General features: G+C 55.6%; 9 protein-coding genes, 1 tRNA gene and 2 pseudogenes. 7 read left to right on the forward strand and 5 right to left on the reverse strand.

The window, feature by feature from the left end:
- The 7 genes and pseudogenes from VGU61_RS09470 to VGU61_RS09500 all read left to right on the forward strand — a co-directional run.
- Positions 1-421, forward strand: a pseudogene (locus VGU61_RS09470) (glutamyl-tRNA reductase); the annotation flags it as partial.
- A 103-nt stretch (positions 422-524) separates the two neighbouring features.
- The gene (prfA, locus tag VGU61_RS09475; RefSeq protein ID WP_326858870.1) at positions 525-1607 is read left to right on the forward strand and encodes a peptide chain release factor 1; all 1083 of its coding nucleotides are present in this window, start codon (positions 525-527) and stop codon (positions 1605-1607) included.
- Between the two features lie 79 nt (positions 1608-1686).
- Positions 1687-2166: a disulfide bond formation protein B gene (locus VGU61_RS09480; RefSeq protein ID WP_326858871.1), complete on the forward strand. Its 480-nt coding sequence runs from the start codon at positions 1687-1689 to the stop codon at positions 2164-2166.
- Between the two features lie 9 nt (positions 2167-2175).
- The gene (prmC, locus tag VGU61_RS09485; protein ID WP_326858872.1) at positions 2176-3036 is read left to right on the forward strand and encodes a peptide chain release factor N(5)-glutamine methyltransferase; all 861 of its coding nucleotides are present in this window, start codon (positions 2176-2178) and stop codon (positions 3034-3036) included.
- Positions 3037-3130: 94 nt separating this feature from the next.
- Positions 3131-5476 (forward strand): Tex family protein, encoded by a 2346-nt coding sequence (locus tag VGU61_RS09490; RefSeq protein WP_326858873.1) that lies wholly within the window; start codon positions 3131-3133, stop codon positions 5474-5476.
- A gap of 91 nt (positions 5477-5567) precedes the next feature.
- Complete coding sequence (gene grxD / locus VGU61_RS09495; protein WP_326858874.1) at positions 5568-5879, forward strand: Grx4 family monothiol glutaredoxin; 312 nt, start codon at positions 5568-5570, stop codon at positions 5877-5879.
- 34 nt (positions 5880-5913) lie between these two features.
- Positions 5914-6498 (forward strand): UbiX family flavin prenyltransferase, encoded by a 585-nt coding sequence (locus VGU61_RS09500; protein ID WP_326858875.1) that lies wholly within the window; start codon positions 5914-5916, stop codon positions 6496-6498.
- Positions 6499-6584: 86 nt separating this feature from the next.
- Here the strand turns inward: VGU61_RS09500 and VGU61_RS09505 are convergent.
- From VGU61_RS09505 to VGU61_RS09525, 5 genes and pseudogenes are all read right to left on the reverse strand, one after another.
- Positions 6585-6660: transfer RNA gene (locus tag VGU61_RS09505), tRNA-Thr, on the reverse strand.
- A 25-nt stretch (positions 6661-6685) separates the two neighbouring features.
- Positions 6686-7180 carry a ClpXP protease specificity-enhancing factor gene (locus VGU61_RS09510; protein WP_326858876.1) on the reverse strand — a complete coding sequence of 165 codons (495 nt, stop codon included), beginning with the start codon at positions 7178-7180 and terminating at the stop codon, positions 6686-6688.
- Between the two features lie 100 nt (positions 7181-7280).
- The gene (locus VGU61_RS09515; protein ID WP_326858877.1) at positions 7281-7892 is read right to left on the reverse strand and encodes a glutathione S-transferase N-terminal domain-containing protein; all 612 of its coding nucleotides are present in this window, start codon (positions 7890-7892) and stop codon (positions 7281-7283) included.
- An 81-nt stretch (positions 7893-7973) separates the two neighbouring features.
- A complete protein-coding gene (locus VGU61_RS09520) occupies positions 7974-8738 on the reverse strand; it encodes a cytochrome c1 (RefSeq protein WP_326858878.1) in 765 nt (254 codons plus the stop codon).
- Positions 8739-8759: 21 nt separating this feature from the next.
- A pseudogene (locus VGU61_RS09525) lies at positions 8760-9236 on the reverse strand (cytochrome bc complex cytochrome b subunit); the annotation flags it as partial.

The following is a 9236-nucleotide window of genomic DNA, read 5'->3' on the forward strand; positions in this document are numbered from 1 at the left end:
CGTGCCGCGCGACATCGAATCGGAAGTTGGACGCATGAACGATGTTTTCCTATACACCGTGGACGACCTCGGCGCGGCGGTGCAGACCGGCATGGAGAATCGCCAAGCTGCGGTTGCACAAGCGGAAGCGATCATTGAAAACCGGGTGCAGTCATTCATGCACTGGATCGATACGCGCGCTGTTGTGCCAGTCATCCAGGACCTGCATGAGAGCAGTGAGGCGATACGTTTGATGGAACTCGAGCGCGCACGCAGGCTGCTGGCTAAAGGAGAAAATGTGGACGCCGTGCTGGAAGCCTTGTCGAAGGGACTGACAGCAAAGTTCCTGCACGGTCCACAGCAGGCGCTCCACAGCGCTCAGGGCGACGAGCGCGCCCGGCTGGCAGCACTGCTGCCGCAACTCTTTCGCACCAAGCGCTAGCGGCGCTTCCATTTCGCTTGTGGCGATTGTGAGATCGCCGTCAAACGCGCCACGCTGCGTACTCTTTCTACCGCCCCCCTGAACAGCAGAAACATAAAAACCCATGAAACCATCAATGCTTGCCAAACTCGATCACCTGACAGAGCGGCTGGAAGAACTCGGGAATCTGTTGACGCAGGAAGGCATTACCGCCGACATGGAAAACTATCGCAAGCTCACGCGTGAACATGCCGAACTCGGTCCGCTGGTTACGCTGTACGGGGAGTATCGTCAGGCGGCGGACGACATGGAAAGCGCGGAGGAGATGCTGTCCGATCCTGAAATGCGCGAAATGGCGCAGGAAGAAATTACCTCGGCCAAGGCGCGCATGGAACAGCTAGAAATAGATCTGCAAAAAATGCTGCTGCCGAAAGATGCCAATGATGAACGCAACATCTACCTGGAGATCCGGGCCGGCACGGGCGGCGATGAAGCGGCCTTGTTCGCAGGGGATTTGCTGCGCATGTACACCCGCTTCGCGGAACGCAATCGCTGGCAAATCGAAATGGTATCCGAATCACCGTCGGAAATTGGCGGCTACAAGGAAGTGATCGTGCGCATCGTCGGATTCGGCGCTTACTCGAAGCTGAAATTTGAATCGGGTGGCCATCGCGTACAGCGCGTACCGGCCACCGAAACCCAGGGACGCATTCATACATCCGCCTGCACCGTGGCGGTGATGCCGGAAGCCGATGAAGTCGAAGACGTCAATATCAACCCCTCCGAGATTCGCATCGATACGTTTCGCGCGTCCGGCGCCGGCGGCCAGCACATCAACAAAACCGACTCTGCCGTGCGCATCACGCATATGCCAACGGGCATCGTGGTGGAATGCCAGGATGATCGCAGCCAGCATAAGAACAAGGCATCTGCTCTGAAGGTGCTTGCTGCGCGGATCAAGGATGTACAGTTACGGGAGCAGCAGGCAAAAGAAGCGGCCACACGGAAATCGCTGATCGGCTCTGGCGACCGCAGCGAACGCATTCGTACCTATAATTTTCCGCAAGGCCGGATGACTGATCACCGCATCAATCTGACGCTGTACAAACTTGACTTCATCATGGACGGCGATCTGGAAGAATTAACCAACGCGCTCATGGCGGAGCACCAAGCCGAACTGCTGGCTGCGTTGGGGGAAGAAGCGTAGCCGACGATGGGCATACGTTGCGCCATGGAACTAATTGCATCCAGGTTAATCTTATGACATTTCAATTTGCCGACACATGATGAAAACATCCAAGCCAGTTCTGGTTGCCGTTGCCCTCGCTTCGCTGGGTTTGCTGGCCTATGCGCTGTACCTGCAGCATGGGCAGGATATGTTGCCCTGCCCGTTGTGCATCATTCAACGCTATGCGTTTGCGCTGGTTGCGATTATTTGCCTGGCGTTTGCCTTCCTGCCGCGCAATGCAGTGAAGTTCGGCGCATTTCTGGGTGCACTGTCGGCGTTGGGTGGCGCCGGTGTCGCTGGCTGGCATTTATGGGTAAAGGCGCATCCGACGGTGTCCTGCGGTATCGACCCTCTCGAAACGTCGCTAAACAGGATTCCGACCGCAGAACTTCTGCCCTTTATGTTCAAGGCCGATGGCCTGTGCTCCACCGAATACGCGCCGATACTCGGATTGTCCATTCCGCAATGGTCGCTCGCATGGTTCATTCTGTTCCTTCTGGTGCTGCTTTGGGCAGCGTTGCGGCAGCAGAATCGATGACCAAATACCATGGAGCATGAGGCTTCCCCCGCTCTTGCGTCGATCGCTGTGGGAACGACAATTCGAGATTTATTAAGAAACCCGCCTCTCGATCCGGTCGACATGCGGATTTTGGTTGCGCATGTTTTAGACTTATCACGGATCCAGCTGATTACCCGATCCGAGCATGCCCTGACGACCGACGAAGCAATGGCACTACGCGCAGCACTTCATCGTCGGATGCAGGGCGAACCGGTTGCTTATATTGCCGGCACGCGTGAATTCTATGGACTGATGTTTGCCGTCACGCCGGACGTCCTGATTCCCCGGCCGGAGACTGAATTGCTGGTCGATCTTGCCCTGGAACGACTTCAGCCTGAGAACCACGTTCTTGACCTGGGCACCGGGTCCGGCGCCATCGCAGTATCGCTTGCGCATACCCGTCCCGACATCAACGTAACTGCCGTGGACATCAGTAAAGCCGCGTTAACCGTGGCTGAGCGCAATGCGCGCCACCATGCTGCAAATGTTGCTTTTGTTCATAGCGACTGGTATGCGGCTCTTCCAGGCCGAAGGTTCGACATGATCGTCGCGAATCCCCCCTATATCGTCGAGGGCGACAAGCATCTGTCGGAAGGTGACCTGCGTTTCGAGCCGATCAATGCTCTCACCGACCATGCCGACGGGCTGTCGGCCTTGCGCAACATTGTTGCCGGCGCGACGCCGCACCTCTCTGCCGACGGCTGGTTACTGATGGAGCATGGCTATGATCAGGCAGCAGCCGTCCGCAACTTGCTTGCGACGCGGGGCTTTTCGGCGGTGCGCAGCTGGAAGGATCTCGCTGGTATCGAGCGGGTGTCGGGTGGCAGATTAGTCAACCATTTCGCATAGCCGCCAGATCAGCAACACTTCGATCCTTGTCAAGACTGGTTTTTGACCTAGGTTTCGGTATCATCCAACGCTCCTCTCATGAATTGCCACACCCATGCTGCCTTCGATTGAACAACGCCTTGCCCTTGAACTTGCCGCCAAGCCGGTACAGGTTGCCGCCGCCATTGCATTGCTGGACGAGGGCGCAACCGTCCCTTTTATCGCCCGCTACCGCAAGGAAGCCACCGGCGGCCTGGACGACATCCAGTTGCGCCTGCTGGAAGAACGGTTGCGGTATTTGCGGGAACTGGAAGACCGGCGTACGGCCATCATTGCATCGATCCAGGAACAGGGAAAGATGACGCCGGAACTGCTTGATGCGATCACGCATGCGGAAGACAAGACACGACTCGAAGACCTTTACCTGCCCTACAAGCCGAAGCGCCGTACCAAAGCGCAGATTGCCGCGGAAGCGGGCCTTACCGCGCTCGCGGATGCTCTCCTGGCAGACCCGCAATTGAATCCGGAGGAGGAGGCGGGCAAGTATCTGAAATCGGCATTCACCACGGACAACGGGGACAATCCCGGCGTAGCTGACGCGAAGGCTGCACTCGACGGCGCGCGCCAGATTCTGATGGAACGTTTTTCCGAAGACGCAACCTTGCTCCAGACGCTGCGCGACTATCTGACCGAACATGGCGTGGTGGAGTCGAAGGTCGTCGAAGGCAAGCAGGAAGCGGGCGCAAAATTTGCCGATTACTTCGATTATACGGAAGCGATCCATACCATCCCGTCGCACCGCGCGTTGGCGCTGTTCCGCGGCCGGCGGGAAGAAGTGTTGAATGTTTCATTGCGGCTGGATACGGAAGAGGAGAAACCGAAGTGGGATGCGCCACATAACCCATGCGAAGGACGGATCGCGGTCCGCTTCGGTATCAGCAACCTGGGACGTCCGGCGGACAAATGGCTCGCCGATGCGGTGCGCTGGACCTGGCGTGTGAAAGTTTTCATGCATCTTGAAACCGAATTGATGACTGGCCTGAGGGAACGTGCCGAGATTGAGGCAATCAACGTTTTCGCCCGTAATCTCAAGGATCTGCTGCTGGCGGCACCTGCCGGTCCCCGCGCTACCATGGGCCTCGACCCCGGTTTGCGCACCGGCGTCAAGGTTGCCGTGGTGGATGCGACGGGCAAGGTGGTGGATACGGCAACCATCTATCCGCACCAGCCGAGAAACGACTGGGATGGGTCGCTGCATACGCTCGCTCAATTGGCCCAGAAGCACAATGTCGCGCTGATCTCGATCGGCAATGGCACTGCATCGCGAGAGACCGACAAGCTGGCGCAGGACCTAATCCGGATGCGCCCGGAATTGAAACTGACCAAGATCGTCGTGTCGGAAGCCGGCGCATCGGTTTACTCGGCGTCGGAATTCGCGTCACGGGAACTGCCGGACCTTGATGTATCGCTTCGTGGCGCCGTATCGATTGCACGGCGCTTGCAGGATCCGTTGGCGGAACTGGTGAAGATTGATCCGAAATCGATCGGCGTCGGGCAGTATCAGCATGATGTCGGGCAAACACAACTGGCACGCTCTCTCGATGCGGTAGTTGAAGATTGCGTCAACGCGGTAGGTGTTGACGTCAACACCGCGTCGGCGCCATTGCTGGCGCGGGTATCCGGCCTCAATAGCAGCGTGGCGCAAAGCATCGTCACCTATCGGGACATGAAAGGCATGTTCACGTCCCGCGCGGCGTTACGCTCGGTACCGCGGCTTGGTGAAAAGACGTTTGAGCAGGCGGCAGGCTTTCTGCGTGTCATGGGCGGCGAAAATCCTTTGGATGCCTCGGCGGTTCATCCGGAGTCCTATCCGGTCGTTGAAAAAATCCTTGCCGACATCAACAAGAATGTGAAAGGGGTGATCGGCGACACGAAGCTGCTGCAGTCACTGAATCCTTCCAAGTACGCGGATGACAAATTCGGCGTGCCGACCGTGTCTGACATCCTGAAAGAACTGGAGAAACCCGGTCGCGATCCCCGCCCGGAGTTCACTACGGCAACCTTCAAGGAGGGCGTAGAAGACATTAAGGACTTGCGTCCGGACATGATATTGGAAGGCGTCGTTACCAACGTCGCTGCCTTCGGCGCATTTGTGGATATCGGCGTGCACCAGGACGGGCTGGTCCATATTTCCGCACTGTCGAATACCTTCGTGCGCGATCCGCATACGGTGGTGAAGGCCGGCCAGGTCGTCAAGGTAAAGGTGCTGGAAGTGGATGAAAAGCGAAGGCGTATTGCGCTCACCATGCGGCTTTCGGATTCTCCGCAGCAAGTGGGTGCAAAATCGGAACAGCGCGGCGACCGTACCGATGCCCGTCGCCTGGCGCAGCATCAGCAACGTCCGCAGCAAGCCGCGCCGAACGGCGCAATGGCGGCGGCATTCGCCAAGCTGAAGGCCTGAAGGAATATATGGAATGCGGCCGTCCGGACGAACACCGGCGGCCGCTTTTTCATATAATGACCGTTATTCTGAACCTTTCGAAAGTTGTGCCATGAGCGACGTTAAAGAGTGGATCAAAGATACCGTTACCCAAAATCCGGTTGTGCTGTTCATGAAAGGGAGCGCTCAGTTCCCCCAATGCGGATTTTCCGGCCGCGCCATTCAAATTCTGAAGTCCTGCGGCGTGGAGAACATCGTCACGGTAAACGTCCTGGAAGACCAGGAAGTACGCCAGGGCATCAAGGAGTACTCGAACTGGCCGACCATTCCGCAGTTGTATGTGAAAGGCGAGTTCATTGGCGGCTCCGACATCATGAGTGAAATGTTCGAGTCCGGCGAACTGCAAAGCCTTCTCAAGTCCTGACGGTCTAGCACCTCCTCGCCGTACATCCATTCAGATGCCCGCGCCGAAACGGCTGGTTATCGCAATCACCGGCGCTACTGGCGCCGTTTATGGGGTACGGCTTTTACAGGTACTGCGCGACGTACCTGAGGTCGAAACGCATCTGATGGTATCGGATGCCGGCGTACTGAATATCCATCAAGAACTTGGCCTCAGCCGCAAGGATGTCGAGTTGTTTGCAGATGTTGTCCACTCCGTGCGCGACATCGGCGCATCGATTGCCAGCGGCTCCTTTCAGTCGGACGGCATGATTATCGCCCCCTGCTCCATGAAAACCCTTGCGGGCGTGGCGCACGGCTTTTCCGATAGTTTAATCACCCGTGCGGCCGATGTGGCGCTCAAGGAGCGTCGCCGGCTAGTTTTAATGGTTCGGGAAACACCCTTCAATCTGGCGCACCTTCGCAACATGGTTGCAGTCACCGAGATGGGCGGGATCATCTATCCGCCATTGCCTGGCTTTTATCATCGCCCGCAGACAATTGCTGAAATGGTCGACCACACGGTTGGCCGTATTCTTGATTTGTTTGCGGTTGAACATGCGCTTACGCCACGCTGGAACGGCATGAAATCGAACGACTGAACATCGCGTTCTGATTGATACGTACTTTTTTGGCGAGATGTTCCAAAAGAAAAGGCCCATGATCAAACGATCATGGGCCTTTTAGCTGGTGCCGGCTGCCGGATTCGAACTGGCCACCTGATGATTACAAGTCAACTGCTCTACCAAATGAGCTAAGCCGGCGAAACTTGAAGAACGTTATTGTACTTTATTTGATGCGAGTTAGTGTAGGTCTTCCGCCTTTTTTTGGTGGTTCCGGATCATTATTTTCATCAGTTGATGAAACAGTATTAGCTCCTGCTTCATTGCCGGGCGATGGAACTGCCGTCAATGCAGGGCTGACCGCCTCTTCATCTTTCGATGTTGATGTATCACCATCTCTTGCCGGAAGCGGCGACACTTCAAACGCCATGCCCTGCCCGTTCTCACGCGCATAAATAGCGACAACATTTTCCACGGGCACTGATATTTCGCGGGACACACCGCCAAAACGGGCATTGAAGCTAATCAGTGTGTTGTCCATCTTCAGGCCGTTTGTTGCCGTGAAACTGATGTTAAGAACAATCTCTCCGTTCTTCACAAATTCGCGCGGCACTCGGGTTTGTGCATCCACCATCACGGCAAGATAGGGCGTGTAACCGTTATCGGTGCACCATTCGTAAATCGCGCGTAAAAGATACGGCTTTGTAGAAATCTCAGGCATGGTTTTAATGTCCGGTTGACGCGTTGGCGTGAGGGTCTTGAAAGGCCCGCTTACGGCTGACAAGCCCAGGACTCGACCAACGCGTCGATGCAACTGCCTATCAACGCCGCATTACCTTTTCAGATGGAGTCAGCGCTTCGATGTATGCCGGACGGGAAAAGATCCGTTCCGCATATTTCATCAAAGGTGCTGCAGTCTTCGACAGCTCAATACCATAGTGGTCCAGACGCCATAATAGCGGTGCCACGGCAACATCCAGCATCGAGAACTCATCGCCGAGCATATATTTGTTTTTCAGGAACAAAGGTGCAAGCGTTGTCAGTCGGTCCCGGATTTCAGCACGTGCTTTCTCATGTGTTTTATCGGCGCCTTTGGACTTATCGTTTTCCAACGCATGCACATGAATGAACAATTCCTTTTCGAAATTGAAAAGCATCAAACGTGCACGTGCGCGCATCAATGGATCGGCAGGCATCAACTGCGGATGGGGAAACCGTTCGTCAATGTACTCATTGATGATATTAGACTCATATAGGATCAGATCCCGTTCGACCAAAATCGGTACCTGACCATATGGGTTCATTACCGAAATATCTTCCGGCTTGTTGAAGAGATCGACATCACGGATTTCAAAGTCCATGCCTTTCTCGAACAGTACGAGACGGCAACGCTGGGAAAATGGACAGGTCGTGCCCGAGTAGAGAACCATCATGTTTGTAGTTCCTTAGAAACAAAAGGGTGAGACGTGATACGGCTCACCCCAAAACTTACGCCCGCAGTTCGGGCAAATGCCTTATTTGACGTCTTTCCAGTACGAAGCGTTAAGACGCCACGTCAATAACAGGAAAACTCCGAGGAACAGCAGCACCCAAACGCCGAGACGCCGGCGCGTATTCTGCATCGGCTCACTCATCCAGTCGAGATAAGCAACCAGATCGGTCATTGCATTATCAAACTCGAGTGACGTCATCGTTCCCGGCGTGATCTGCTCGAAGCCAGCGAACTTGTGCAAGGTCTTGCTCGGATCATGCGGATCTTTTTCGTCGACGAACTTCGCGCTGCGGATGCCTTGTAATTCCCACATGACATGGGGCATGCCTACATTCGGGAAAACAAGGTTATTCCAACCGGTCGGCCGGGTATCGTCTTTGTAGAAGGTACGCAGATAGGTATAGAGATAATCCGCACCGGAACCGTCACCGGATGCCTTGGAGCGTGCAATGACCGAGAGGTCGGGCGGCACTGCGCCAAACCAGTTCTTGGCGTCCTTCGCAGACATCGACACCTGCATCAGGTCACCTACCTTGTCGCTGGTGAACAGCAGATTGTTTTTGATCTGCTCTTCCGTGAGACCGATATCCTGGAGGCGGTTATAGCGCATCGCGGAAGCGGAATGGCAGTTGAGGCAGTAATTCACAAACAACTTTGCGCCGTTTTGCAACGCGATGAGGTCGTTGGTTCGGCTTTGTACACGGTCGAGCGCAGCACCCTCCCCGGCCGCGAAAGCCACCGCGGGGACGAAAGCGATTGCCGCGATCAGTTTTTTCAGCAATTTCATGTTCTGTTATTCCTTTGCGGCTTAATGCGGCTCAAATGTGACACGGTCTGGCACCGGCTTGAAGCGCCCCATGGTGCTCCACCATGGCATCAGCAGGAAGAAGCCGAAGTAGATGAATGTGCAGATCTGCGATACCAAAGTGCCTATCGTGGTCGGAGGCAGAATGCCGAGATAGCCAAGGATGACGAACGCAATGCCGAACAAGGCGTACACATATTTGTGCCAGGTTGGACGATAGCGAATCGATTTGGCGGGGGAATGGTCGAGCCAAGGCATGCCGGCCAAAATCAGCACGGAAACGCCCATCAGCACAACGCCCCAGAACTTCGGATCGAAAACGAACATGGCAATGACTGCAACCACGCCGCCTACCAGAGCGATCATCTTCCACAGCGCACTCAACCGCGACTTCAGTACGATCAAGGCGACATAGGCCAGCGTGCCCACCGCCAATGCATACATGAATTGGGTAGTGGTTGCGCGCAGAATGGAATAGAA

The sequence above is a fragment of the Noviherbaspirillum sp. genome (assembly GCF_035944575.1).
In the GTDB taxonomy this organism is placed as follows: Bacteria; Pseudomonadota; Gammaproteobacteria; order Burkholderiales; family Burkholderiaceae_D; genus Noviherbaspirillum.